This window comes from Pseudomonas sp. FSL L8-0168 (assembly GCF_037976155.1).
Lineage (GTDB): Bacteria > Pseudomonadota > Gammaproteobacteria > Pseudomonadales > Pseudomonadaceae > Aquipseudomonas > Aquipseudomonas paracarnis.
In genome coordinates this window covers 4212675-4235009 of the sequence record NZ_CP150262.1, presented here as the reverse complement: position 1 = coordinate 4235009, position 22335 = coordinate 4212675, and the positions used below count along the sequence as shown (strand labels likewise).

25 protein-coding genes and 1 tRNA gene are annotated in these 22335 nt (G+C 57.9%); 13 read left to right on the top strand and 13 right to left on the bottom strand.

Going from position 1 to position 22335, the window contains the following annotated elements; translation table 11 throughout:
- Positions 1-73: 73 nt before the first annotated feature.
- The 5 genes from MHH62_RS19385 to MHH62_RS19365 all read right to left on the bottom strand — a co-directional run bounded on the left by MHH62_RS19385 (position 74) and on the right by MHH62_RS19365 (position 6984).
- Positions 74-1087, bottom strand: coding sequence for a sensor domain-containing diguanylate cyclase (locus tag MHH62_RS19385; RefSeq protein WP_019817488.1), 1014 nt, complete (start codon positions 1085-1087; stop codon positions 74-76).
- 138 nt (positions 1088-1225) lie between these two features.
- Positions 1226-3127, bottom strand: coding sequence for an alkaline phosphatase D family protein (locus MHH62_RS19380; protein WP_339231674.1), 1902 nt, complete (start codon positions 3125-3127; stop codon positions 1226-1228).
- Positions 3128-3569: 442 nt separating this feature from the next.
- On the bottom strand, positions 3570-5798 hold the full coding sequence (locus tag MHH62_RS19375) for an ATP-binding protein (protein ID WP_198833714.1): 2229 nt from the start codon (positions 5796-5798) through the stop codon (positions 3570-3572).
- A complete protein-coding gene (locus MHH62_RS19370) occupies positions 5795-6409 on the bottom strand; it encodes a biliverdin-producing heme oxygenase (protein ID WP_019817490.1) in 615 nt (204 codons plus the stop codon). Before MHH62_RS19370 ends, MHH62_RS19375 begins: the two co-directional genes overlap by 4 nt.
- Positions 6410-6621: 212 nt before the next feature.
- Positions 6622-6984: a response regulator gene (locus tag MHH62_RS19365; RefSeq protein WP_003194033.1), complete on the bottom strand. Its 363-nt coding sequence runs from the start codon at positions 6982-6984 to the stop codon at positions 6622-6624.
- Positions 6985-7148: 164 nt separating this feature from the next.
- Between MHH62_RS19365 and MHH62_RS19360 the strand changes: the two genes are divergently transcribed.
- On the top strand, positions 7149-7580 hold the full coding sequence (locus MHH62_RS19360; protein ID WP_020302009.1) for a VOC family protein: 432 nt from the start codon (positions 7149-7151) through the stop codon (positions 7578-7580).
- A 30-nt stretch (positions 7581-7610) separates the two neighbouring features.
- On the top strand, positions 7611-7985 hold the full coding sequence (locus MHH62_RS19355) for a cytochrome c family protein (RefSeq protein ID WP_019817492.1): 375 nt from the start codon (positions 7611-7613) through the stop codon (positions 7983-7985).
- Positions 7986-8005: 20 nt separating this feature from the next.
- On the opposite strand, the gene MHH62_RS19350 is transcribed toward MHH62_RS19355, so the two are convergent.
- From MHH62_RS19350 to MHH62_RS19340, 3 genes are read right to left on the bottom strand one after another with little or no spacing between them, the layout of a single operon-like run.
- Positions 8006-8290 carry a barstar family protein gene (locus tag MHH62_RS19350; RefSeq protein WP_014719845.1) on the bottom strand — a complete coding sequence of 95 codons (285 nt, stop codon included), beginning with the start codon at positions 8288-8290 and terminating at the stop codon, positions 8006-8008.
- Positions 8291-8348: 58 nt separating this feature from the next.
- Entirely contained in the window at positions 8349-8606 is a 258-nt protein-coding gene (locus MHH62_RS19345) for a colicin E3-like toxin immunity protein (protein ID WP_032903665.1), read from the bottom strand.
- A 7-nt stretch (positions 8607-8613) separates the two neighbouring features.
- Entirely contained in the window at positions 8614-9768 is a 1155-nt protein-coding gene (locus MHH62_RS19340; RefSeq protein ID WP_032903666.1) for an S-type pyocin domain-containing protein, read from the bottom strand.
- A gap of 194 nt (positions 9769-9962) precedes the next feature.
- Here MHH62_RS19340 and MHH62_RS19335 point away from each other — a divergent pair, with 194 nt between their 5' ends.
- Both MHH62_RS19335 and MHH62_RS19330 read left to right on the top strand, forming a co-directional pair.
- The gene (locus MHH62_RS19335) at positions 9963-10433 is read left to right on the top strand and encodes a helix-turn-helix domain-containing protein (protein ID WP_014719842.1); all 471 of its coding nucleotides are present in this window, start codon (positions 9963-9965) and stop codon (positions 10431-10433) included.
- The gene (locus tag MHH62_RS19330; RefSeq protein WP_032903667.1) at positions 10430-11005 is read left to right on the top strand and encodes a PIN domain-containing protein; all 576 of its coding nucleotides are present in this window, start codon (positions 10430-10432) and stop codon (positions 11003-11005) included. The genes MHH62_RS19335 and MHH62_RS19330 overlap by 4 nt, the downstream gene beginning before the upstream one ends.
- An 80-nt stretch (positions 11006-11085) precedes the next feature.
- Here the strand turns inward: MHH62_RS19330 and MHH62_RS19325 are convergent, their stop codons facing one another.
- Positions 11086-11457 carry a PH domain-containing protein gene (locus MHH62_RS19325; RefSeq protein WP_014719840.1) on the bottom strand — a complete coding sequence of 124 codons (372 nt, stop codon included), beginning with the start codon at positions 11455-11457 and terminating at the stop codon, positions 11086-11088.
- A gap of 153 nt (positions 11458-11610) precedes the next feature.
- Here MHH62_RS19325 and MHH62_RS19320 point away from each other — a divergent pair, with 153 nt between their 5' ends.
- Entirely contained in the window at positions 11611-12246 is a 636-nt protein-coding gene (locus tag MHH62_RS19320) for a LysE family translocator (protein WP_072435030.1), read from the top strand.
- Between the two features lie 8 nt (positions 12247-12254).
- Here the strand turns inward: MHH62_RS19320 and MHH62_RS19315 are convergent, their stop codons facing one another.
- On the bottom strand, positions 12255-12947 hold the full coding sequence (locus MHH62_RS19315; protein ID WP_020302004.1) for an NBR1-Ig-like domain-containing protein: 693 nt from the start codon (positions 12945-12947) through the stop codon (positions 12255-12257).
- A 225-nt stretch (positions 12948-13172) separates the two neighbouring features.
- Here MHH62_RS19315 and MHH62_RS19310 point away from each other — a divergent pair, with 225 nt between their 5' ends.
- Positions 13173-13979, top strand: a complete 807-nt coding sequence (locus tag MHH62_RS19310) for a 2OG-Fe(II) oxygenase family protein (protein ID WP_038451451.1) — start codon at positions 13173-13175, stop codon at positions 13977-13979.
- A gap of 26 nt (positions 13980-14005) precedes the next feature.
- Complete coding sequence (locus tag MHH62_RS19305) at positions 14006-14644, top strand: LysE family transporter (protein WP_339231666.1); 639 nt, start codon at positions 14006-14008, stop codon at positions 14642-14644.
- Here MHH62_RS19305 and MHH62_RS19300 read toward each other — a convergent pair.
- Both MHH62_RS19300 and MHH62_RS19295 read right to left on the bottom strand, forming a co-directional pair.
- A complete protein-coding gene (locus MHH62_RS19300; RefSeq protein WP_020302001.1) occupies positions 14615-14944 on the bottom strand; it encodes a hypothetical protein in 330 nt (109 codons plus the stop codon). The genes MHH62_RS19305 and MHH62_RS19300 overlap by 30 nt on opposite strands.
- Before the next feature lie 83 nt (positions 14945-15027).
- Positions 15028-15112: transfer RNA gene (locus MHH62_RS19295), tRNA-Leu, on the bottom strand.
- Positions 15113-15220: 108 nt separating this feature from the next.
- Here MHH62_RS19295 and queA point away from each other — a divergent pair.
- From queA to MHH62_RS19265, 6 genes are all read left to right on the top strand, one after another.
- A complete protein-coding gene (gene queA, locus MHH62_RS19290; RefSeq protein ID WP_003194027.1) occupies positions 15221-16270 on the top strand; it encodes a tRNA preQ1(34) S-adenosylmethionine ribosyltransferase-isomerase QueA in 1050 nt (349 codons plus the stop codon).
- A 5-nt stretch (positions 16271-16275) separates the two neighbouring features.
- A complete protein-coding gene (gene tgt, locus MHH62_RS19285; RefSeq protein WP_161937012.1) occupies positions 16276-17391 on the top strand; it encodes a tRNA guanosine(34) transglycosylase Tgt in 1116 nt (371 codons plus the stop codon).
- Positions 17392-17434: 43 nt separating this feature from the next.
- Positions 17435-17773: a preprotein translocase subunit YajC gene (gene yajC / locus MHH62_RS19280; protein WP_003175975.1), complete on the top strand. Its 339-nt coding sequence runs from the start codon at positions 17435-17437 to the stop codon at positions 17771-17773.
- A gap of 62 nt (positions 17774-17835) precedes the next feature.
- Positions 17836-19704, top strand: a complete 1869-nt coding sequence (gene secD, locus MHH62_RS19275; RefSeq protein ID WP_014719826.1) for a protein translocase subunit SecD — start codon at positions 17836-17838, stop codon at positions 19702-19704.
- Between the two features lie 9 nt (positions 19705-19713).
- Positions 19714-20628 (top strand): protein translocase subunit SecF, encoded by a 915-nt coding sequence (gene secF / locus MHH62_RS19270; protein WP_014719825.1) that lies wholly within the window; start codon positions 19714-19716, stop codon positions 20626-20628.
- A gap of 123 nt (positions 20629-20751) precedes the next feature.
- Complete coding sequence (locus MHH62_RS19265; protein WP_003194023.1) at positions 20752-21294, top strand: glycine zipper 2TM domain-containing protein; 543 nt, start codon at positions 20752-20754, stop codon at positions 21292-21294.
- A gap of 205 nt (positions 21295-21499) precedes the next feature.
- On the opposite strand, the gene suhB is transcribed toward MHH62_RS19265, so the two are convergent.
- The gene (suhB, locus tag MHH62_RS19260; RefSeq protein ID WP_005791195.1) at positions 21500-22315 is read right to left on the bottom strand and encodes an inositol-phosphate phosphatase; all 816 of its coding nucleotides are present in this window, start codon (positions 22313-22315) and stop codon (positions 21500-21502) included.
- Between the last annotated feature and the right edge of the window lie 20 nt (positions 22316-22335).

Below are 22335 nucleotides of genomic sequence, written 5' to 3'. Positions count from 1 at the left end.
TAAGCCGCGCGCCTGGCCTTGCCGCAAACGAAATAAAGTTGCCGGGTCATTCCACCTTGGAAGGAGCTGCGGCCTATTCCGACACCCCATCCTTGCCCGCCGCCTTGGATCGGTACAAGGCTTGATCGGCCCGCGCCATCAGCGCCGCCGGAGATTCCCCCATGCGCCGCTCTACTACGCCCAGGCTCAGGGTAACGTTCAACGCGCCCAAGGGGGCCGCCGCCTTGATTTTATGGCGAATCCTTTCGGCCAACTCTTTGGCCGTGTCCAGGCTGCTTTTGGGCAGCACTACCATAAACTCGTCGCCGCCCCAACGCGCCAGCAAGTCGCTTTTACGTACGCAGGCTTCCAGGTGTTCCACTACCCGTATCAGCGTCTGGTCGCCGACGCCGTGGCCGTATTGGTCATTGATCGGCTTGAAGTCATCGACATCCATGGCCACCAGTGCCAAGGGCAGGCGGAAGCGTTCGGCGCGGTCGCATTCCTCCAGCAGCACCTTTTCCAGGCGATACCGATTGGCGATGCGCGTCAGGGCGTCCCGCTCGGCCAAAGAGCGGTTTTCGTCCAGTTGCAATTGCAGTTGCTGGTTGACGCGCGACAACTCGAGGGTGCGCTCCGCGACCAGCGCTTCCAGAGACTGGTTGCGCTTTTGCAACTGTTCGATGGAGCATTTGCGCGTATGGATATCGCGGTGTGCGCCGACCATGCGCGCCACGGAACCGTCGGGGTTGCGGGCAATGACGTAGCCGCGGTCCTCGATCCAGAGGTACGTACCGTCTTCTTTTCGGCAACGGTATTCGGCCCGGTAATGAGCGGCGCGTTGGCTGATATAGTCATCGAACACCGCCATCACGCGAGGGTAATCCTCGGGGTGGATCACGTTCTCCCAGGTGAAGACGCTGTTTTCCAGGGAGTGGTGGGAGTAGCCAAGCATTTCGTACCAGCCGGGATTGCGGTAGACGAAGCCGGTATTGGCGTTCCAGTCCCAGATGCCATCACTGACCAGTTCCATGATGGCGTGCAACAGGTCGACGTTAAGGTCGGACACTTCATTGCGTAGCGGTTCTTTGCCGGATGTATCGTCCATCTGCGCGCTTCCTGCGGGGGGCTGGCGCCCAAGGCCAGTCATGGTTGACGCCGATACTCCGTGGCTGGCGCTACTGTACATCGGCGCTTGCGCGCTTTGAATAGGGCAGGTGTGCTGCTTATGACGAGTGGCGAAACGCTATTTTTCTGGCGCCATCATCTTTGTCCGAGGCCTTCCATCCGCGTTGTGCTGGTAAATGGCCTGCGGTTGGCCCTGCTCATTGAAAAACACCTGGCCAATGCCCGCCGAGTTCCACAACCGCTCACCCGCTTCGGCATGCTCTGGGATATAAGGCATCACCTGCATGGTGCGGCGGCGGGTAAACCAGTTGAGGGGCGAGCGCGGGGAGTAGAGCCAGCGGTTGAGGCGATCGAACCATTCCAGCAGGCGCGGCGGGAACTCGTTCTTGATGCCACTGCTGGTGATTTGCCAGATCTTGGGGCCGCCGTTGCGGTGTCGGATCAGCACTTGGTAGACAAACGAGTAATGCACGTCACCGGAAAGGATCACGTAGTTACCTGGCGTGCGTGAGTGGCGGAAGATATTCAAAATCACTTGGGCGGCGCCGCGGTGGGCCATCCAGTTCTCGGCGTCTACCAGCAGGGGAAAACCGCACCAGCTGAAGACCTTTTGCACCGTCTCGATCAGCTTGACGCCAAAGACCGGCGCGGGCGAGACGATGATGGCGGATGGATGGTCCAGCAGCGCTTGTTGCAGTTCGCTCAAGGCTTCCCAGTCCAGCAGGCCGGAAGGTTGCTTGAGGGTGAACTCGCTGCGCCAGCGTCGGGTGCGGGTGTCGAGTACCACCAGCGCCGGGGTGGTGGGCAATACGTAGTGCCACTGCTGGAATTTCAGCAAGGCCTCCAGCAACGCGTCTTGCGCCGTCGCCTCGAGATGATTGGCCTGTACCCGGCCGGTCAGTGCCTGGGTCTGGTCCAGCAGTTCGCCAAACACCTGGGGCTGGTTGCCCCAGCCCTGGCATAACAGATACGCCAGCAAGGCATTGCCGATGATGCGCTTGGAGAAGGGGTGGCCGTAGGCGGTTTCTTCCCACTGGGCGCTGAGGTTCCAATCGTCAGTGATGTCGTGATCGTCGAACATCATCAGCGTCGACAGGTGCGCGAACACCCGCGCTACCCCAGGCAGGCCGTCGCGGAACTGATCGATATGAACCTGTTCGCGGGCATAGCGTTGTTGTTCTTGCGCACTCAGCGGCGGCGGTTCTGGTGCGATCAGCGTCCAGGGTACCGGCGACCAGGCCAGCAGGTACATGGCGATCACTTCGGCAAAGGTCACCAGGTGATTGTCGGCGGTGCTGCTGGTGAAGATGGGTTTCTTCACACCGCCGAAAAAGCGTTCGCGCAAGGTCTCGTTACTGTCCAGCGCAGGGAGCAGGTCGGCCCGGTGGTAATAGCTGGCGCGATGCCCATAAAGGCTGGCGCTGTCGCTCACCACCGCACCCTCTAGAAACTCATCGAACAGGCCCAGGCGCGCAATCAGCCCGTGAATGGCTCGCAGCATGGGCCCTGCGACGTCGTCGGCGTAGATCTGGTCGCCATTCATCATCAGCAAGGCTGGGCGTTCGAGCGGTGTGCGGGCGTCCGCCAACAGACGGTCGACACACAGCAAGCCTTCGTCGGCACGATGGTGGGGTTTGCGGCACGAGCCATGCACCAAGTGATGGATGCGGCTATGCAGCACGAAGCTTGGCGTAGTCGCGTCGCCATACAGCAAGTGCGGTGCCCATTGTGCAATGCCGAGGCCGTCGATCAACAGGTCGTAACCGATGATTTCATCCTGTGGCAGGGCGTGGCTCAGGGCTATGTCGATCAGGTGGATAACGGCATGGCGGCCGACGGGCACGACTTGGCAGTGCGTTGCATCGAGCGGGATATCCCGCGCCTCGCCCGAGGGTAATTGCAGCCGCAAGCACAGGGGCAGGGCACGACTGCCCACCAACCAGATAACCAGGCGCTGTGGTTCCAGGCGTCTTAGCAAGGGGCCGGCGATCACGGCAGGCAGGATTTCAGGTTGACCCATGAAGAATGCAGCTCATACCAAGTGGGACTGGAAAGGATAACGCAGAGGATGTCAGTGTTTTGTTAACGCAAGTGCAGCGCGTTGCGCTGCACTCGTTGCCGGTGACTCCTAACGGTTTAAAGCAGTTTGCCTCCTCCGAGAGAGGTCATACCCGAATCTTTGGGTTTTGGTCGCGTGTCCTGCCCCTGTGGGGGGCTGTCAATCGGCGAAGAGATGGGGGCGGGATTGGCTGAAGGCTGGTTATCTTTCATGCCTTGCTGGATGTTATAGCTCAAGCTGTCAAACGAATTGCCAATGATCATCGGTACAACCCCTTACTCAATTGGAGGACTGTTGTCGCACCAATACTCCCTTTGAGTGCGCACCGTTTCAGTGGCATTGGCCGGGTTGTTCGTTCCCGGCCAAAGGTATCCGCATGTTGGGTTTAGAAAATGGGCGCGTTTCAGGCAGGCTTTGGCACCGTAAACCTGAACTCACTACCGCACCCCAACTCACTTTCGGCCTCGATGCGCCCACCGTGAGCCTGGACAATCCCCTGGGTGATATACAGCCCCAACCCGCTGCCGGTGGGGTTGTTTTCAGTCTGGGTCCAATAGCGATCGAACACATGGGGCAAATCGTCCGGTGCAATGCCTTCACCGGAGTCTCGCACCGAAAATACAATCTCCTCGCCGTTGCTCATGGCGCTGATGCCGATGTTGCCTTGGCGTGGGGTGAACTTGATCGCATTGCCGATCAGGTTCGACAGCACCTGGAACAAGCGCTCCGGGTCGGCCTTGATCTGCAGGCCGGGCTCGACATTGAACGACAGGTCGATGCCTTTTTCCGAGGCCAGGGGGGCCAGCAACGAATACGCTTCTTCAAAGATCTGGCTGACGTCCAGCGCCACCGGCTTGACCACATAGCGCCCGGCCTCGATCTTCGAGGTGTCGAGCAAATCTTCCAGCAACACATTCATGCGCCCGGCGGCCTGTTGCATGGTGTCGATCGCGGAAGAGATACGGCGTGAGGTGTGTGGACCATCGGAGCTGAAGGCTTTTTGCATCATGCCGCAGAGCATGGAGATGACGGTCATGGGGTTGCGCAGGTCGTGGGAAACCACCGCGACCAGCTCGTCCCGCGCACGCACCGCTTGTTGCTCGCGCAGCACTTGGCGGGACAGGTCGTTCTCCAGGGCCGAGCGGCGCAAATCGTTGGCGGCAAACAGGTCGCCATGGCTCCATTTGGTGGAGATGCCGGCCATCTCCACCTTCCAGATTTCAAACGAGGTGCGTGGGCGAAGGCGCATGCCCGCGTCGCAGGTTTCCAGATTCAGCGGCTTCTGCGGGTCGCCACTCCAGTGGATGTTCTCTTTGACTTCCGGGCGAAACCACAACACACCGTTATCCACAGGCTTGGGCAAGCTCATGGCGAGCACGCCGCTGGCCACGCTCTGGAACTCAGCGGCAGGCGGGTAAACCGAGGCCAGGTTATGGCTGGAAAATACCGGTTCACCGTTGGCCTGCAACCACTTGTGCAGCGCGCGTATCTGCGCCGGTTCCGGGCAATTGCCGTAGCGGTGCAGTTGTTTATCTTCGATGATCGCCACGCCGCCGGAGAGGGTCAGGTCCATCAGCATTCGGCCTTGTTGGGCCAGGCCGTCGAAGACGTTATTGGCAGAGGCTTTCATCGCCAGGTCCAGCAGCGCCAGCGCTTGGACTTTCTCGTCGCGCTGGCGGGTCAGCTCCAGGGCCTCCATGGCACTGATCTGCAATGACAGCACCTGGCCGATGGTCTGGCAGGCCATGCGCAGGTCATTAGGTACCAGCAGCGGCTCACGGTTGCCGCAGCTGATCAGGCCCCAGAGTTTGTCGCCCTTCATCAACGAAATACTCATGGACGACAACACGCCCATGTTCTGCATGTACTGGCAGTGAATCGGCGACACGCTGCGCAGGGTGGCCAAGCTCAGGTCCAGGGGCTGCCCGGTGTCCGGGCGCAATTTGGGCACCAGCGGTACCGGTTCGTAGGACGCATTCGGGATGATCCGTAGCCAGTTGGTGCGATACAGCTCCCGAGCCTGCTCGGGGATGTCGGACGCGGGGAAGAACAGCCCGTTGAACAATTCCATTGACGGCGCCGAGGCCTCCGCGATCACCTGGCCATGGCCTTCCTCTTCGAAGCGATAGATGAGCACCCGGTCATAACCGGTCATGGCCTGGATTTCGTTGACGGTGATGGCGTAGAGCGCCTCCAAGGTCTTTGCCGATTGCAGGCGGTGCAGCATCTTGCCCAGATCGCTGGTGCGGCCATTGTGCGCTCGGGGTTTGAAATCCTTGAGCCGTGGTTCGAATTCCAGCACTAACACGCCCTGGTGGCGATGCAACAGGCCTTCGAACTGCTCACCCTTGAAGGTGATCAGCAGGGGCGGCGAGTCCAGGAATGCGCTGTCCTCGGCCATGGTTCGCACGGCCTGGGCGTACTCCTCGCCAATCAATCTGTGCAACGGTTGATCCAACAGCGCCTCGGGGGCGTGGCCGAACAACGTACCGACGTTGGCACTTACCTGAATAATGTTCAGGCCAGGTTCCGACAAAGTCAGCAGCACGCCGTGGGGCTGGATGGCCCCTGGAAAACGAATGGGTTCGTCGGCGCAGTTGGCAAGCAGCTCTTCAAAATCTTCGGGTTTCATAGCAATACCTCCTGGCTGTCGAGCCATTGCTCAAAGCCGCTGAATGTCGAACGGGCCGCCATCACCGCGCGCGCGGCGGCATCTGTATCCAGTGGCTGGCGGCTCAGATAATCGAGGAAATCTTTCCAGCGCCGTCCGGTCTCGGCGCCGTATACATTGAGAAAGGCACCGCCGTTGTCGGCGTTCACATCCAGGCGCAGGGCCATTTCCCGGCGCAGCACTTGGCCACCCAGGGTGGCGCCTTCCAGCACATACAGGGCGCCGAGACACGCAGCCGGCGTGTCTAATACGGGGAGTTGGGCACAGCGAGGCAGGGCATGGATGGCGTGGTCAGTCAGGCCGAGTGCGTGCAGGTCATGGACCAGTGTTGGCGTTTTCACACGCAACACAGGCTCATATCCATCGGGAATCAAACCGCTGTCATACAGCGCCGCTTCCATCGGCTGATAAAAGCCGTAGTACGCTTGCAGCAGGCGCCGATACCACTGGGCATCCAGGCGCTCGGAAAAAAACGGCAGGCGCTGTTCCAACGCCACATGCAGCAGGCCCGTGCCCGTGCGCAACGTTTCCAACAAGGAGGGCGCACTAACGTCATGGGCCTGTGAATGCATTCAATGAGCTCGAACTGTGGGCCTGTCGGCCATGAATGACGCGTGAAAATGGGCGACGATTCTACACAACTCATTGTCGTCAGTTGAACGCAGAAGCGAAAAGGCTGACCAGCGGATCAGAAAAGTCGCTCCCTGCACCTTACATGACCGCAGAACTGGCCCTCAAGTTCGGTTGAAATGATATCGCGCTGCTATCAACGCAGGGGCAGGCCCTAGTGCGTCAATGCTGTCTGCACGCACTCAAGCAAGTGGTCGGTACTCCAGGGCTTGGGCAGAAACCGCACGGAACTGCCCAACTCGGCGGCGATTTTCGTATTACCTGAGGTCAGCACTACTTGTACTTCAGGCCAGCGGTGGGCGACCACACGGCTCAAGTCATAACCATTGAGCAAGCCGGGCATTTGAATATCACTGACAATCAAATCCACCGGGTCATCGCCGCGCTCCAGGTAAATCATCCCTTCGTCTGCCGATGCAAACGATGTCACCACCGCACCAAAGTCTTCCAGCACATCTACCATCAACGCCCGAATGATCTCGTCGTCTTCCAATACCAAAATCGATGGCTGAGCCATGATCCTTACTCCACCATCAGGGGGTTCAGTAAGGTGGAGTGGAAGGTGGCCGGATAGGTTCGATTGGATGTTTTTTAATCGATGGGTGGTCGTTTGACTGCTTGTGAGCCATGGGCACGACAATCCGTTAAGGTGAACGCCACCCCGCCGTCCCAAGGAATGCCATGTTTAACCGTAACCCGCTCGTGCCGGAACTGATTGTCACTCGCCTCAGTGTCAGCCTGGCGTTCTGGGTCGAACAGTTAGGCTTCACCATCGCCTACCAGCGCGCTGAAGAAGGCTTTGCCTACCTCGACCTGCACGGCGCGCAAATCATGCTCGAACAATACGACCCCGACGCCGGCCAGTGGCTGACCGCACCGTTGCAGCCACCGTTCGGGCGCGGCATCAACCTGCAAATCGATGTGCCCGCCGTGACGCCTATCCTGCAACGGTTGGCGCACATTGGCTGGCCATTGTTCCGCGATGTTGAAGATGCCTGGTACCGAGCCGGTGACGTGGAGGCCGGGCAGCGCCAGTTCATCGTGCAAGACCCGGACGGTTATCTGGTGCGTCTGGTGCAGCGGCTGGGAGAAAGGCCGGTCGAACAGGCATAATCCACGGCAACAGCCGATAGGGATACGTGAATGAAGTATGTGTTATTGACCCTCGTCCTGACCGTTATCGCCGCACCCGCGTTCGCTGCGGGCGACGCCGACGCGGGCGGCAAACTCTTCACCAAGACCTGCGGTGGCTGCCATAGCATTGGTGAAGGCGCGCGGGGTGGTTTTGGCCCGGAACTGAACGGCATCATTGGCCGGCCTGCCGGTACTACCACGGACTATCAGTATTCGGATGCGATGAAGAACTCAGGCGTGGTGTGGACACGGGAAAAACTGGCGGCCTACATTGAAGATCCGAAGTCGGTGGTCAGTGGCACGCGGATGATCTTCTGGGGGATCAGTGACCAAGAGAAGATTGAAAATATCCTGGCGTACTTAGCGACATTCCAGCCCAAGTGAGGCGCCCAGGCTGACGGGCATCAGTAGCGAACCCGCGACGCAAGGTCCGGGTAATGGGTCGCGAGCTCAGCCAAGCACTGCCGCAGCATCTTGGCATCGTGAGGTAGGCACTCTGAAAAAATATCCCAACCAGAAAACTCAAGCGTCTCGGGCATTTCTACCAAGCCGGTGATGGCGTCCCAAAAAGCATCCCAGTTCTGGCCATACCAAGTGGGGAAGTTGAGTGAAGTGCCCAGCGTGGCGTGAAGCTCTTTGGGGTTCTGAATGCGGGTCAGGTCTATTTTGATGATGGATGATCGGGTCACTTGTGCACCATTTGCTTTTTCATCTACTACAGCTCAGGCTGAATTCTTTGAGTCTGCATTACTCGTTTGCAATTTCGTAATCAAATGCGATGAAGTAGTCACTTTCTGAAAGAGCAATTTCATGAAAAAAGTGTGGCTGTATCACTGATAGCCATTCCCTGCGCAATTCAAACATGCCGTTATTGACGTCCACTGCGCTCAACAACCCGAGCGTGGAAATCACCGAGTAGTCATCTCCGCAGTCCGCTGAACTCTCCGTTCCGTTTAGCCTCTCTGTGGTTCTGTCGAACCATTCCAACCTTATTTTTAGTCCCATGTAGCCCTCACAGATATTTTTTGATGTTTCGTTTTCTGATTGGCCCTTTTAGCTGCTCGCCGCTTATGTGGTTGAACGCACCTATATGGCTCCCATCACTCGCTAGATAAACCTCCAGCTCTCCGTGCTGAGAGTCCCATTCATAGATCTTCCGACCTTTTTCCTCAATCCAGCGTTCTCTCAGCCCGGCGCCTCCTTGTCTGGGAGTCTTGGGTTTTGCTTTTATCAGTTTTTCAAAGCCAGTTATTTGTTCAGTGTCGGGCGCTTTGTGGTACTTGTGATCCCCAGACTTGGCACCTACCACCACATACAGCGGCCGAACCCCCGACCCCGCCGGAAACACCAGAATAAAATCCCGATAGGCCGGTGGGTAAATAGGGTTAACCAGAATCTGCGCCGCCGTCTCAGTCGGTGGGTAGATCCAGATCACGGGTGCTTGCGGCGCAGCCTCCAATGCCGGAACACCTAAGGTGTCATTTGGATCAACGGAGGGCGTCCAGATCAGCTCTACGCCATTATTCAAATCTGCTATTAACTGGCCGCTGCGGTTTTGAAACTGCACCACGTCAATCATCTGCCAATCGGCATTGTTACCTGTGTAAAACCCATACCCCTTAAGCGTGCCGTCGTCGCGTTGCTCGATATGCAGCCGCATTTGCGAACGCGCTCGTTGCAGCGAACGCAACTGTTCCTCGTTGTAGAGCGCGCTATCATTTAGATCCGACGGCCAAGCCAGCGCTACCAATCCTGTCAACAGGCTACCAGCGACGGATGCGCTGACTGTCGCCGCCGACTCCAAAAACGCTGAACGCAATGCCAACTGCCCTAAGCCGGTTGGCAGTGCGCTGCCACTGATCTTGCGCAAGGCAACCGCGCCCCGGGCGTCCACTTCGCGCCCGCCCAACAGACTTACATGGCCGTACTCCTTGATCAGTTCCAGTGGGACAAAACCGGTGGGGCTCGAGTAATGAGCGATACCGTCAGGCAGTTGGCATGGTTTTATGAAAACGCAGCTTGGAGGTTGGGCTGGTGTAGGTGGCTGGGCAGGGGACGGCTCGAAAAAATCGATAGTAGGCGAATACGGCACACGCGACGGTTGCCGGGTGAGGATTCGTCGCTTGAGTAACGCTTGTTCGGTGGGTGGATAAAAGCGTTCTGACATGACCGATTCACTTCCTTGTGCGAGGGAGTGAGCCTATGAGGGGGAGTCAGAAACCGATATCAGCTCAATTTGTCAGTTGATGTGGGAAAAGTTGACTGGTACGTGAGTCGCCAGCATTGTTTCGAATATTGCGATTTTCGTTTGTTTTGTTTAGCGTTGACCTCAACTGAATTGCGTAAGGCCGGAGTTGCATCATGACCATCAACAATCTTCCCAAAACGATCCTTCCGCTGGAAAAAGAAGTCGAGGCGGCAGTGCAAGGTCAGCGTGAATTAGCGTCCCTATTGTCGACCAAATTTGAAACCCAGCGCATCGATATCTTCGACAAAGAAGACAAGCCACACAGGCTTGTCCTACCAACCTCCGCACTGCGTCTGCTGGTCGATATTCTGGGCGAATTGGCGCTGGGCAATGCCGTCAAGGTAGTGCCGGTTCATGCCGAGTTGACCTCGCAGGAGGCTGCCGACCTGCTTAATGTGTCACGCCCGCATTTGGTCAAGATGCTGGAGGAAGGCGCCATCCCCTTTACAAAAACGGGCCGACATCGGCGAGTCCGTTTTTCGGATTTGATGGCGTTCAAGCAACGGCGTGACGAGCAAAGCCAAGAGGCAATGGAAGCGCTGGTTCAACAGGCCCAAGAGTTGGGAATGGGGTATGACGGATGAGGTGTTCGCCCTTTACTGCGGTGTACGATGCTTGTGTTCTCTATCCTGCGGCACTTAGGGACTTACTCATGTGGCTTGGTTTGTCTGGTTTGTATCGAGCGCGATGGACTGGCCAGATTCAGGATGAGTGGAAGCGCAACGTACTTAAGAACCGACCCGATCTTACGGCGGCTCAGGTGGACTGCATGTCGGCGCTAATGGACATTGCTATACCTGACGCGTTGGTGACGGGATATGAGGATCTGTGTTCGAGTTTGGATTTACCAGACCCGGATGACCGGCATGTGTTGGCGGCGGCAATTCGGAGTAAAGCTGAGGTCATCGTGACCTTCAATTTGAAAGACTTTCCACCTCATATATTGGCTGCCTATGACATTGAACCGATGCATCCGGATGACTTTATTTCGGATCTCTGGGATTTGGATCAGGCGGCAGTGTTGGGAGCGGCGCAGAAGCAGAGGAGGGCGTTGAAGAAGCCCGCGATGGAGGCGGGAAGTTATCTTGAGATGTTGATGCGGCAGGGCTTGGTGCAGACTAGCAAGGCAATGGGACCCTATGAAATGATGCTGTGAGCAGGATGAGCCCGGTGTACGTCAGCTGAGCCGCAATAAAAAAGACCTTGAAACACCAAGGTCTTTTGGGTGCCTGCGGATCAACTCAGCAGATGCTTGGAAATCAGCCGGGAGATTTCCACGATCGAGGTCTTGCCAGTGAACTCGAATTTCACCTTCCCCAACGACGAAAAATAAATCTCCAACTCCGAATCCAAGTCAAACGTCCCGGACGTTTCCACCGAGTACGCCACGATGTTCTTGTATGGCAATGAGGTGAAATCCTTCTTGCTGCCGGTAATTCCCTGCACGTTCACCGCGATGATGCGTTTGGTGGTGAACACGACGCCGTCGCGCATGGCCTTGTAGGCGTCGACCACTTCTTCGCCGTCCAGCAGCAGGGCCGCTACGCGTTCGGCGTATTCGTTGTTTTGCTTGAGCTTGAAGAAACCTTTGTTGTTGAAGTCGATCATGTGCCTGTCCTGGGTAAGTGGTGCCGTCGGTGTATGACGTTTTGCCTGCGGATCTGTATCTAACGCCCTGGCCTGCAAGCCCCTAGCATGACGCTCAACACGACCGCGTCGAAGGATTTCACGCTGGCAGCCTAAAAAACCAGGAGCCAATCCATGCCTGATATGTCCAGCTTGCTCGCCTACGGCCTGATTTCACTCGGCATGGTACTGACTCCCGGGCCGAACATGATCTACCTGATTTCCCGCTCCATCTGCCAGGGGCGCACGGCCGGGTTGATTTCCCTGGGCGGGGTGGCGCTGGGGTTTGTGGTGTACATGGTGTGCGCGGCGCTGGGTATCACGGCGTTGGTGATGGCTGTGCCGTTTGCCTACGACGCGCTGCGGCTCGGCGGGGCGTTGTATCTGGTGTATCTGGCATGGCAGGCGGTCAAGCCGGGTGGGCGCTCGCCATTCCAGGTGCGCGACTTGCCCAAGGACAGCCCGCGCAAGTTGGTGACCATGGGCTTGGTCACCAACTTGCTCAATCCCAAAGTGGCGGTGATGTATTTGTCGTTGCTGCCCCAGTTCATCGACCCTAATGGTCATGGCAGTGTGCTGATGCAATCCCTGGCGCTGGGCTCCCTGCAGATTGTTATCAGCGTGAGCGTCAACGCGGTGATTGCCTGCATGGCGGGCTCTATTGCGGTGTTTTTCGTCACACGGCCAGGTTGGCAGGTGCTGCAGCGCTGGCTGATGGGGTCGGTGTTGATGGGTTTGGCGGTGCGGATGGCGGTAGAGGGGCGCAAGTAAGGCTGCTTTCAGCGCGCCATGACGTTGACAATCACATGCAGGATGAATGCTGGCCCGTAGCAAGGCTGCCCATGTTCATCTTCGATACGCCAGATTGAGGTGACGGTACTGGTCTCCCTCGGGGCTCCGAACTCCACGGTGATATGCACTGGCTGGCCGGGCAAAGTATCTGCTATCGGAATATCGTTATTCAGGCTTCGCAGATGGCTATCCATCACCACTTCCAATGGCTCCCCCGAAGCGGTTCGACGGGCGATCACGTACTCACCGTCCACTCTCACCAATCGCCGGCCGCGCCAGGGGCGAATCCCGAGGTTCTGGATCTCCCAGGTTTTCTGAAAGGTTTCACCGGGCAGCACTACGGTCTGGTCAGGCGTGGTCACGTCTGCATTGAATACGGCAATGTCAGATGGGTCGTGCAAGCCAATGGCCCGGTTGGTGATAGCCATTGAGTAAGCATCAGTTGGAGCACCGGTCAGGTCGGCAAAGTAGCGAAACAGCAGCAGCGGGGAGACACGTAGCGCTTTGGCTAATTTGATCAGGGTACGTACGGACGGATCTTTTGAAGCACCGTCCGCCAATGCATAAAGGTAGGTTCTGGAGATGCCAGCCTCCTTAGCCAGGTTAGTCAGGGGTTTTCCCAGTTCTCGGCTGCGTCGTACAACAAGCGCTCGAAGAGTATCGCCAGTTTTGATGCTCATATTTTGCAAACCCGTTTCCAGTGGAAGTCGTCATCTTGTAAGCCAAAAAGGACAACCTGCCCGCCGTCACGGTTACATAGCGATTCAGACTTTGGTCTTGCTGGCGACGTTGTGAAAGACATGGATAGGTCCCGGTTTGGTTGGCATATCCAGTGTCGCGGTTTCTCACATGCTTGCGAACCTTGTGTGTGTTGCATTCCTTTACATCTATCTGTGGATATAGCTATGAGTCCAATGAAAGCGTGCTGTGAATCCATTGCCCGATCAGGCTTTGGCATCCTGCAAATTCCTGATGCGATGTTGCAGGACTACAAAAAGATCATTGATGGCTATTCGGCCATTCCCCAGGCCATCAAGGATGAGTTTTCCTTTGCCCAGGACACGGATGGTTTTTTCCCTTTTGGCGCCGAGTACTCCCTTGCCGAGGAGCACCCGGACCTGTGCGAGCGGTTTTGTTACTGGCCCGCGCACGCTTCAAAAAGAACCGCTTTCGAATTCACCCGAAGTACTTTCGTTGTCGCAGTCGGCAGTTTTGAACGACAGATGAGCGAGTTGGCCCAGGGAGTTATGGATGGCATTTGCGAGGAATTTGGCGTTGCCCCCTTGGCCCCCTTTCGCGCGGCATCGTACATCCAGTTATGTGTCTATGGTCCACAGGCGAAAGACCATTCTCGTCAATATGCCCAGGATCCTCATGAAGACGGGCATATGCTTTCGTTTATCAAGCCTACCCGCGAAGGGCTGGTTTTGATGAAAGGACGATCGTTGGAGCCGGTACGCCTTCTGGAGAACGAGGTCGCGGTGCTGGCGGGTTCCTTGCTGACAGAGCTCTCCGATCATGCCGTGCCTGCCGCCTACCATGCTGTACTTGCGCCCAGCAAACCGGTCGCCAGAAGCTCATTGATCTACTTTGCAAATCCCAATCCGGATCAGTTGCTGACGACCTTTTACCGCCAGAAATCCATTGACCTGGGCAGTACTGTGAATGCTCGTCATACCGGTTTCGGTAATCAACCGATTCAACTGCGCTAAATAGTCCTGGAGGGCTCGAACAGTCCATGTTTCCTCACTTCAATGCCCTTTACATCGAAGGTTTGCTCTTGGGTATCGGACTGTTCGCCGCCCCTGGCCCGAAAGACACCTTGGTGATCCGCCAAGGTGTCGGTCGCGGGCCGATCTGGGGCGTTGTCGCTATTTGCGTAATGGCCGATATTTTCCTGATCGCTTTCGGGGTCACGGGTTTAGGTTCGTTGTTGGGAAGCCGGCCTGAGGTGATGGCACTATTGCTGTTGTCCGGCGCTGCGTATCTGCTTTGGTTTGGTGGCCAACGTCTGTTGGCCTGCATCCGGGATCAGTCCATGCCGGACGCTCAAGGCGGCAACTCGCAAAGAGGGCTGTTGCGCTCGGCGGTCATACTCGGCTTTGCCAACCCTTACGCCTGGCTCGATACCGTGGTGTTGATTGGTTCCATCGGTGCCACGAAACCTGCGGGCCAACAGGCGCTGTTCGCGACAGGCGCCATGACGGCATCACTCGTGTGGTTCGTGGTGTTGGCGCTGTGCTGTCAGCGATTGACGGTATTGTTTCGCAAGCCTGCGGTCTGGCGCTGGCTGGATGCAGGGGTGGCGGTGTTGATGGTTTACCTGGTCGTTACCCTGATTACCGATTCATTGCACATCTTTCAGATAGCTCTTTAGTACGGTCAGCGGGCAGGTCAACTCATCAAGACGAGCGATGTTTTGCACATCGGTGGATAGCCTTTGCAATTCACGCCCGAGAACGCTGTCCGCTCCACCCAATGCAATCAACGCCTGGGTGATGCACTCATCGAGCTTCAACTGGATCTCGGCCAGGTTTCCCTGGCGCACCAACAACCCAAACACCTCGCGATCATAGCCCTCCATCACGGGATCATCGCGCAGCAATGGGCTGCCGTGGTCAGTCTCATGCACCAGCTTCAACGCGAACAACGCAACCGCTTCAAGCGTCAACTCCATGGTCCCGCTCCCTCCACTGCCACGCCTGGCACTTTTTTGCAGGCGAAAAAAAAGACCTTGAATTTCAAGGTCTTTCTTTAAGATGGTGCCCCGAGGGAGACTCGAACTCCCACTCCTTTCGAAAACGGATTTTGAATCCGCCGCGTCTACCAATTCCGCCATCAGGGCTCAATGGCGGCGAAGTATAGAGATGAGATTACCGTTGGTCAATCACGTTTCATGGTCTATTTTCACTATTTCCGCTAGACTTCCCGGCCCTGCTAGACGAACCCCATCATGCGCGTTGCTGACTTTACTTTTGAGCTCCCTGATTCGCTGATCGCTCGCCACCCTTTGGCCGAGCGTCGCGCCAGTCGACTGCTGACCCTGGACGGGCCCAGCGGTGCCCTCGCACACCGTCAATTCACTGATTTGCTTGAGCATTTGCGCCCAGGCGATCTGATGGTTTTCAACAACACCCGGGTGATTCCGGCGCGGCTGTTTGGCCAGAAAGCGTCCGGCGGCAAGCTGGAAATCCTGGTGGAGCGGGTGCTGGACAGCCATCGCGTGCTGGCCCATGTGCGCTCCAGCAAGTCGCCCAAACCGGGGTCGAGCATCTTGATCGAGGGCGGTGGCGAAGCCGAGATGGTGGCGCGCCACGATGCCTTGTTCGAGCTCAAGTTTGCCGAAGAAGTGTTGCCGCTGTTGGAGCGCGTCGGCCATATGCCGTTGCCTCCTTATATAGACCGCCCCGACGAAGACGCGGACCGCGAGCGCTATCAGACCGTGTACTCACAGCGCCTCGGCGCCGTCGCCGCACCGACTGCCGGGCTGCATTTCGACCAGCCACTGCTGGATGCGATTGCCGCCAAGGGCGTCGACACCGCCTATGTAACCCTGCACGTGGGGGCCGGTACGTTTCAGCCGGTGCGTGTGGATAACATCGAAGACCACCATATGCACAGCGAATGGCTGGAGGTCAGCCAGGACGTGGTGGATGCGGTGGCGGCGTGCAAGGCGCGTGGCGGTCGAGTGGTTGCCGTGGGCACCACCAGTGTGCGCTCGCTGGAGAGTGCAGCGCGTGATGGCGTGCTCAAGCCGTTCAGTGGCGACACCGATATTTTCATTTTTCCAGGGCGACCCTTTCATGTGGTCGATTGCCTGGTCACCAACTTCCATTTGCCCGAATCCACGCTGTTGATGCTGGTGTCGGCATTTGCCGGTTACCCGGAAACCATGGCTGCCTACCAGGCCGCCATCGCTAACGAGTACCGTTTTTTCAGCTACGGTGATGCGATGTTTATCACCCGTAACCCGGCGCCGCGCGGCCCTGAGGACAACTTATGAGTCGTATGTCGTTTGAATTGCTCGCTACGGACGGCAAAGCCCGTCGTGGTCGCCTGACCTTCCCGCGTGGCACTGTGGAGACCCCGGCCTTCATGCCGGTCGGCACCTACGGCACCGTCAAAGGCATGTTGCCCCGCGACATCGTCGCCACCGGTGCCGAGATTATCCTCGGCAATACCTTCCACCTGTGGCTGCGCCCGGGCACGGAAGTGATCAAGAAGCACGGCGACCTGCATGACTTCATGAAGTGGCAAGGCCCGATCCTTACCGACTCCGGTGGTTTCCAGGTGTTCAGCTTGGGCGCCATGCGCAAGATCAAGGAAGAGGGCGTGACCTTTGCCTCGCCGGTCGACGGCGCCAAGGTGTTCATGGGCCCGGAAGAGTCGATGCAGGTACAGCGCGATCTGGGTTCGGACATCGTGATGATTTTCGACGAGTGCACGCCGTACCCGGCCGATGAAGACGTGGCGCGTATCTCCATGGAGTTGTCGCTGCGTTGGGCCCAGCGTTCGAAGAATGCCCATGGCGATAACACCGCGGCGTTGTTCGGTATTGTCCAGGGCGGCATGCATGAAAACCTGCGCAAACGCTCGCTGGAAGGCCTCGACAAGATCGGCTTCGACGGCCTGGCCATAGGCGGTTTGTCGGTGGGCGAGCCCAAGCATGAAATGATCAAGGTGCTGGATTACCTGCCGGGCCTGATGCCCGCAGACAAACCTCGTTACCTTATGGGCGTTGGCAAACCGGAAGATCTCGTAGAGGGTGTGCGCCGCGGTGTGGACATGTTCGATTGCGTGATGCCAACCCGTAATGCCCGCAATGGGCATCTGTTCATCGATACAGGCGTGCTGAAGATCCGTAACGCGTTCCATCGCCATGATGATTCGCCGCTGGATCCTACCTGTGACTGCTACACCTGCCAGAACTTCTCCCGTGCTTATCTGCACCATCTGGACAAGTGCGGGGAAATGCTGGGTAGCATGTTGAATACCATCCACAATTTGCGTCATTACCAAGTCCTGATGGCTGGTTTGCGCGAGGCTATTCAACAGGGTACATTGGCCGCCTTCGTCGATGCCTTCTATGCCAAGCGTGGCCTCCCTGTGCCGCCCTTGGACTGAGTTTTCCGACCCTAAGATTCACTATTTGCAACTGGAGTGCTAAATGAGCTTTTTTATCTCTAACGCCATGGCTGACGCCGCTGCGCCTGCTGCTGCCGGCCCTATGGGCGGTGGTTTCGAGTGGATTTTCCTGGTCGGCTTCCTGGTCATCTTCTACCTGATGATCTGGCGTCCACAGGCCAAGCGCGCCAAAGAGCAGAAAAACCTGCTGGGCAGCCTGCAAAAAGGCGACGAAGTCGTGACCACTGGCGGTATCGCCGGCAAGATCACCAAGGTCTCCGATGCTTTCGTGGTACTGGAAGTCTCCGACACCGTGGAAATGAAGTTCCAGAAGGGCGCCATCGCCGCCACGCTGCCTAAAGGCACGCTCAAAGCGATCTGAGTAACAACCTTTACCAATCGACGGGGCGCGCAAGGCGCCCCGCGTTATAAGCGGGCGGCGTGATGCTGAACAAATACCCTCTGTGGAAATACGTACTGATCCTGGCGGTGCTGGCGATCGGTTTTATTTATTCCGCTCCCAATCTCTATCCTGATGACCCGGCGATCCAGATCTCTGGCGCCAGCACTTCGCTGCAGGTCAATCAGGCTGACCTGGACCGTGCGAGCAAAGCGCTCACCGACGCGGGTATCCAGGTTAAAGCGGCAACCTTGGCGGCTGGATCCAAAGGCGGCTTGTTGCGCCTGACCAAGCAAGAAGACCAATTGCCGGCCAAAGATGTCGTACGCAAGGCCATGGGTGACGACTACGTTGTCGCGCTCAACCTGGCCCAGACCACGCCACAATGGCTGCGCAGCATTGGCGCGCACCCGATGAAGCTGGGTCTGGACTTGTCCGGCGGTGTGCACTTCCTGCTGGAAGTCGACATGGACAAGGCCCTGGACGCACGTCTGAAGGTCTACGAAGGCGACGTGAAGAGCCTCCTGCGCAAAGAGAAGCTGCGTTATCGCAGCCTGCCGCAGCTCAATGGCGCCATCCAGTTGGGCTTTGCTGACGAAGCATCCCGCGAACAGGCCCGTGCGCTGATCCGCAAGAACTTCAATGACTTCGACATCGTGCCTGCCGACCTGAACGGCCAAGCGGTACTGCGTCTGGCGATGAGCCCGGCCAAGATCGCTGAAATCCGCGAATACTCCATCAAGCAGAACCTGACCACGGTCCGTAACCGCGTCAACGAGCTGGGTGTGGCAGAGCCGATCGTGCAGCGCCAGGGTGCCAACCGCATCGTGGTTGAGCTGCCAGGCGTACAGGACACTGCTGAAGCCAAGCGTATCCTCGGCAAGACCGCCAACCTGGAGTTCCGTCTCGCGGCAGACCCAGGCGCTACGCGTGCAACTTCCGAAGAATTCGAATTCCGTGAAGGCAACCGTCCTCCTGCGCTGATCGAGCGTGGCTTGATCATCACCGGTGACCAGGTGACCGACGCCAAGGCCGGTTTCGGCGAGCACGGCACGCCTGAAGTGAACATCCGTCTGGATGGCCATGGCGGCGAACTGATGAGCCGTGCCACGCGCAGCAACGTTGGTCGCAGCATGGCGGTGATCTTCATCGAGCAGCGCCCGGTGACCACCTACACCAAGCAAATGGTCAATGGCGTCGAGAAAGACGTGCCAGTGCAGACCTTCAAGGAAGAGAAGAAGATCATCAGCCTGGCGACCATTCAGTCGCCGCTGGGTGCTCAGTTCCGCATCACTGGCCTGAACGGCCAGGGCGAGTCTTCCGAGCTGGCGTTGCTGCTGCGTGCCGGTGGCCTGGCGGCACCGATGTACTTCGCTGAAGAACGTACCATCGGCCCGAGCCTGGGTGCCGACAACATCACCAAGGGTGTCGATGCCGCGCTGTGGGGCATGCTGTTCGTGTCGCTGTTCATCATCGCCATCTACCGCTTCTTTGGTGTGATCGCCACTGTCGCCCTGGCGGGCAACATGGTGATGCTGCTGGCGTTGATGTCGTTGCTGGGCGCCACACTGACCCTGCCAGGTATCGCCGGTATCGTACTCACCATGGGTATGGCGGTGGACGCCAACGTGCTGATCTTCTCGCGGATTCGTGAAGAGATCGCCGCCGGCATGACCGTGCAGCGTGCAATCAACGAAGGCTTCGGCCGGGCATTTACCGCGATCCTCGACTCCAACCTGACCACACTGTTGGTCGGCGGGATTCTCTTCGCCATGGGCACAGGCCCGGTGAAAGGTTTTGCGGTGACCATGTCCCTCGGGATCTTTACCTCGATGTTCACGGCCATCATGGTGACCCGCGCAATGGTCAACCTGATCTTTGGCGGGCGTGACTTCAAGAAGTTGTGGATTTAAGGGGCTGCCATGTTACGTACAATCAACTTCATGGGCGTTCGCAATATTGCGTTCGGCGTTACCGTGCTCCTTACCGTTCTGGCGTTGTTCAGCTGGTTCCATAAGGGCCTGAACTACGGCCTGGACTTCACCGGCGGTACGCTCATCGAGCTGACCTACGAGAAGCCGGCCGACGTTACCCTGGTGCGCAGCGAGCTGGTCAAGGCCGGCTATCACGAAGCCGTGGTGCAGAGCTTTGGTGCCACCACCGACCTGCTGGTGCGCATGCCTGGCGAAGACCCGCAACTGGGTCACCAGGTAGCCGAGGCCTTGCAGAAGGTGGGCGGCGATAACCCGGCGTCGGTCAAGCGCGTCGAGTTCGTCGGCCCGCAAGTGGGTGAAGAACTGCGCGATCAGGGCGGCCTCGGCATGCTGATGGCGCTGGTCGGCATCATGATCTACCTGGCATTCCGCTTTCAGTGGAAGTTCGGTGTCGGCGCCATTGTGTCGCTGATCCACGACGTGATCGTGACCGTGGGTATCCTGGCCTACTTCCAGATCACCTTCGATCTGACCGTATTGGCAGCTGTGCTGGCGATCATTGGTTATTCGCTCAACGACACCATCGTGGTCTTCGACCGGGTTCGTGAGAACTTCCGGGTGCTGCGCAAGGCGACGTTGATCGAGAACATCAACATCTCCACCACGCAGACCCTGCTGCGGACCATGGCGACGTCGATCTCCACCTTGCTGGCGATTGCTGCGCTGATGATCTTCGGTGGCGATAACCTGTGGGGCTTCTCCCTGGCGCTGTTTATCGGCGTTCTGGCGGGTACTTACTCGTCGATCTACATCGCCAACGTGGTGCTGATCTGGCTGAACCTCAACAGCGAAGACTTGATCCCTCCTGCCGCTACCGACAAGGAGGTCGACGACCGTCCTTGATGGGCGTTTGTTGATCCGCTGTTACAAGAAAGGCGCGAGTATTGAACTCGCGCCTTTTTTTTTGCTCCAAGGCTGGGTATAGCGCGGATCTTTCGGTCCGCTTGTGATGGTCAGGAGGTTCATGTGAACAAGTCGTTGCTGGTTGGTGCGGTATTGGGTGCTGTCGGTGTGACTGCCGGAGGCGCTGTTGCCACCTACAGCCTGGTAAAAAGCGGCCCTGAGTATGCGCAAGTACTGGCGGTACAGCCGGTGAAAACCCAGATCAAAACCCCGCGTGAGGTCTGCAAGGACGTCACCGTGACCCGACAGCGTCCGGTGCAGGACCAACATCAAATCGCCGGTACCGTGGTGGGCGCCCTTGCGGGTGGCCTGCTGGGCAACCAGATTGGTGGCGGTAACGGTAAGAAGCTGGCCACCGTGGCCGGTGCTGTCGGTGGCGGTTATGCCGGTAACAAGGTTCAGGAAGGCATGCAGAACCGCGATACCTACACCACCACACAAACTCGCTGTAACACCGTTAACGACATCAGCGACAAGGTGGTCGGTTATGACGTGCGTTACAACCTGGATGGCAAGGAAGGTACCGTGCGTATGGAGCGTGACCCTGGCAGCCAGATTCCGGTGGATAAGGAAGGTCGTTTGATCCTAGGTCAGAACCAGCAGTAATCCCAAGCCTTGCAAGGTTCAAGTGTGGGAGCTGGCTTGCCTGCGATGGCGGTGGGTCAGTAACCCGTGAGTTGGCTGGCAGGCTGTTATCGCAGGCAAGCCAGCTCCCACATTGGCTTGTATTGAGTCAGTTGGAATTGGTTTTTTGCTAAATCCCAGGCATAAAAAAAGCACCCCGAGGGGTGCTTTTTTTGTGCTCGCTCGCTTAGCGCTTCAGCGAAGCCGGCAGGTGCGGCTGGATCGCCGTCAGTACTGCCTTGAAGCATTTGGTGTTGCCAGCCACGACGTGGCCTTTCTCCAGGAAGTCATGACCACCGGTGAAGTCGCTCACCAGGCCGCCTGCTTCCTGAATCAGCAGGGCGCCGGCTGCCATGTCCCACTCGGACAGGCCCGACTCCCAGAACGCATCAAAGCGACCGGCGGCTACATACGCCAGGTCCAGGCTGGCTGCGCCGGCGCGGCGGATGCCGGCGGTCTGGCCAACCAGGGCGCGGAACATGCCCAGGTAGTTTTCCAGATTGTCCATCTGGTCGTCACGGAATGGGAAGCCGGTACCCAGCAGAGCGCCTTCCAGGCTAGTGCGGCCGCTGACACGCAGGCGACGACCGTTCAGTTGGGCGCCACGACCACGGCTGGCGGTGAATTCTTCCTGGCGAACCGGGTCCAGCACGACGGCGTGTTCCAGGCGGCCACGGTATTTGCAAGCGATGCTCACGGCAAAGTGCGGGATGCCGCGCAGGAAGTTGGTGGTGCCATCCAGTGGGTCGATGATCCACAGGTAGTCTTCGCCTTCACCGCTGCCTTTGTGCAGGCCGGTTTCTTCACCGAGGATGCCGTGGGTAGGGTAGGCCTTGCGCAGGGCGTCGATGATTTTCTGTTCGGCGGCGCGATCCACCTCGGATACATAATCCTTGGCGTCTTTTTCGTCGACCTTGATGGTATCCAGGCGCTCGATGGAGCGGAAGATCAATTCACTGGCGCTGCGGGCGGCGCGCAGCGCGATATTCAGCATGGGCTGCATGGATAGGTCACCTAAGGTTG

Bases quoted from the DNA above. Each gene is read 5' to 3' on its own strand.
- MHH62_RS19330 (WP_032903667.1), top strand. From the start codon at position 10,430: ATGAGGTGTTCGCCCTTTACTGCGGTGTACGATGCTTGTGTTCTCTAT.
- MHH62_RS19340 (WP_032903666.1), bottom strand. From the start codon at position 9,768: ATGTCAGAACGCTTTTATCCACCCACCGAACAAGCGTTACTCAAGCGA.
- queA (WP_003194027.1), top strand. From the start codon at position 15,221: ATGCGCGTTGCTGACTTTACTTTTGAGCTCCCTGATTCGCTGATCGCT.
- MHH62_RS19355 (WP_019817492.1), top strand. From the start codon at position 7,611: ATGAAGTATGTGTTATTGACCCTCGTCCTGACCGTTATCGCCGCACCC.
- MHH62_RS19385 (WP_019817488.1), bottom strand. From the start codon at position 1,087: ATGGACGATACATCCGGCAAAGAACCGCTACGCAATGAAGTGTCCGAC.
- suhB (WP_005791195.1), bottom strand. From the start codon at position 22,315: ATGCAGCCCATGCTGAATATCGCGCTGCGCGCCGCCCGCAGCGCCAGT.
- secD (WP_014719826.1), top strand. From the start codon at position 17,836: ATGCTGAACAAATACCCTCTGTGGAAATACGTACTGATCCTGGCGGTG.
- yajC (WP_003175975.1), top strand. From the start codon at position 17,435: ATGAGCTTTTTTATCTCTAACGCCATGGCTGACGCCGCTGCGCCTGCT.
- MHH62_RS19315 (WP_020302004.1), bottom strand. From the start codon at position 12,947: ATGAGCATCAAAACTGGCGATACTCTTCGAGCGCTTGTTGTACGACGC.
- MHH62_RS19375 (WP_198833714.1), bottom strand. From the start codon at position 5,798: ATGAAACCCGAAGATTTTGAAGAGCTGCTTGCCAACTGCGCCGACGAA.
- MHH62_RS19325 (WP_014719840.1), bottom strand. From the start codon at position 11,457: ATGATCGACTTCAACAACAAAGGTTTCTTCAAGCTCAAGCAAAACAAC.
- MHH62_RS19300 (WP_020302001.1), bottom strand. From the start codon at position 14,944: ATGGAGTTGACGCTTGAAGCGGTTGCGTTGTTCGCGTTGAAGCTGGTG.
- MHH62_RS19370 (WP_019817490.1), bottom strand. From the start codon at position 6,409: ATGCATTCACAGGCCCATGACGTTAGTGCGCCCTCCTTGTTGGAAACG.
- MHH62_RS19360 (WP_020302009.1), top strand. From the start codon at position 7,149: ATGTTTAACCGTAACCCGCTCGTGCCGGAACTGATTGTCACTCGCCTC.
- MHH62_RS19365 (WP_003194033.1), bottom strand. From the start codon at position 6,984: ATGGCTCAGCCATCGATTTTGGTATTGGAAGACGACGAGATCATTCGG.
- MHH62_RS19310 (WP_038451451.1), top strand. From the start codon at position 13,173: ATGAGTCCAATGAAAGCGTGCTGTGAATCCATTGCCCGATCAGGCTTT.
- secF (WP_014719825.1), top strand. From the start codon at position 19,714: ATGTTACGTACAATCAACTTCATGGGCGTTCGCAATATTGCGTTCGGC.
- MHH62_RS19335 (WP_014719842.1), top strand. From the start codon at position 9,963: ATGACCATCAACAATCTTCCCAAAACGATCCTTCCGCTGGAAAAAGAA.
- tgt (WP_161937012.1), top strand. From the start codon at position 16,276: ATGTCGTTTGAATTGCTCGCTACGGACGGCAAAGCCCGTCGTGGTCGC.
- MHH62_RS19345 (WP_032903665.1), bottom strand. From the start codon at position 8,606: ATGGGACTAAAAATAAGGTTGGAATGGTTCGACAGAACCACAGAGAGG.
- MHH62_RS19305 (WP_339231666.1), top strand. From the start codon at position 14,006: ATGTTTCCTCACTTCAATGCCCTTTACATCGAAGGTTTGCTCTTGGGT.
- MHH62_RS19380 (WP_339231674.1), bottom strand. From the start codon at position 3,127: ATGGGTCAACCTGAAATCCTGCCTGCCGTGATCGCCGGCCCCTTGCTA.
- MHH62_RS19320 (WP_072435030.1), top strand. From the start codon at position 11,611: ATGCCTGATATGTCCAGCTTGCTCGCCTACGGCCTGATTTCACTCGGC.